General features: G+C 50.6%; 2 protein-coding genes. Both read left to right on the plus strand.

All coding sequences use genetic code 11. The features are described from left to right. Nucleotides 1-189, plus strand: a 189-nt coding sequence (locus tag ACXJKH_RS20765) for a hypothetical protein (protein ID WP_457322217.1), incomplete at its 5' end; no start/stop codon positions are given. Between the two features lie 2 nt (nt 190-191). Further along, nucleotides 192-1,237 (plus strand): hypothetical protein (locus ACXJKH_RS20770; RefSeq protein ID WP_457322219.1); only part of this gene is annotated, 1,046 nt, incomplete at its 3' end.

Below are 1,237 nucleotides of genomic sequence, written 5' to 3' on the forward strand. Positions count from 1 at the left end.
AATCCAGAACATCCAGACCATCCGACCTATCGGAAAGACCAAATGGGTGCGAGCTCACTGGAGATGGGACTACTCGAGTCAGCAATGGGAATGGGTGCTTGGGCATTGGAGCAAGTGATCCGCTCCTCGGAAAGCTCTCATATCGAAGGAACTGTTAATGACAGCCACCTAGCACATGCGGATCCCTAGGAATGAAGGTCTTCGACAATCTACTACCTCCAACCAGTCCAGGAAAATTGGCAATGAGTAGCAGCAAGAAGTCCGTGAAGAAAAAAGGAACCAATGTAAAGCGCCCGGTCGCAAAGAAAGCAACCTTGTCTCGTAAAGCACCTCCAAAGAAGGTGAGTGATAAAGAAAGTAGCCGAGCAGGCGGATCTGACAGCAGACGAACCTACCCCATACATACCGTCATTGATGCGTTGAGAGTGGCTCAGGCTATTCGAGATTTCAACGGTGGAAACCCTTGGCAGCCATCGGAGGTTGCGAAGGCCCTCGGTCTAGGTATGTCGGCAAAATTTTTCTATCTAACCGCAGCTTCGCGCGACTACGGACTAACCGAAGGCACTCGAGATAGCGCAGCAATATCTATCGCCGAATTGGGCACAGAAATCCTGTATGCCTCGAACGCTGAATTGGAGCACGCCAAAAAGGTCGATGCCTTTAGACGAATTCCCATCTTCGACAGGGTTCTAGAGCACTACAAGGGTGCAAATTTGCCCGAAATGAAGTATCTCGGCAATACTCTGGAACGAGAATTCCGATTGGCCCCCAGGTATCATGAAGAATTTTCAACGATCTTTCGAGAAAATTGTACCGAACTGGGGATAACGGACGGCTCTGTAGACTACGGCACGGTTGATGCTCCAACTGGAGAACGTCCTTCGACAGTGATCTTGGGTGCCCCCAAGGGCGCTAGCGACCGGACCCTCAAGGCATTCATCATTATGCCTTTTGTAGAAAGAAACCCCAGCCGCCCCAAAGGGTTTTTTACAGAAGTCCTGCGCAGCCTGTTGACGCCTGCGGGAATTAGCGCGGGCTTCGTCGTGGAGACTGCAAATAGGCAAGGCAGCGACGTCATTCAGTCGACCATCATCAACGAGTTGCTCGAGGCCGACCTAGTCATTGCGGATCTAACAGATCACAATCCAAACGTTCTGTTTGAGCTCGGAATAAGAATGGCAGAGGATAAGCCCGTTGTCCTAGTCAAAGCTTCTGACACTGGCCGTATCTTTGATAT

The sequence above is a fragment of the Stenotrophomonas sp. P5_B8 genome (assembly GCF_054049855.1).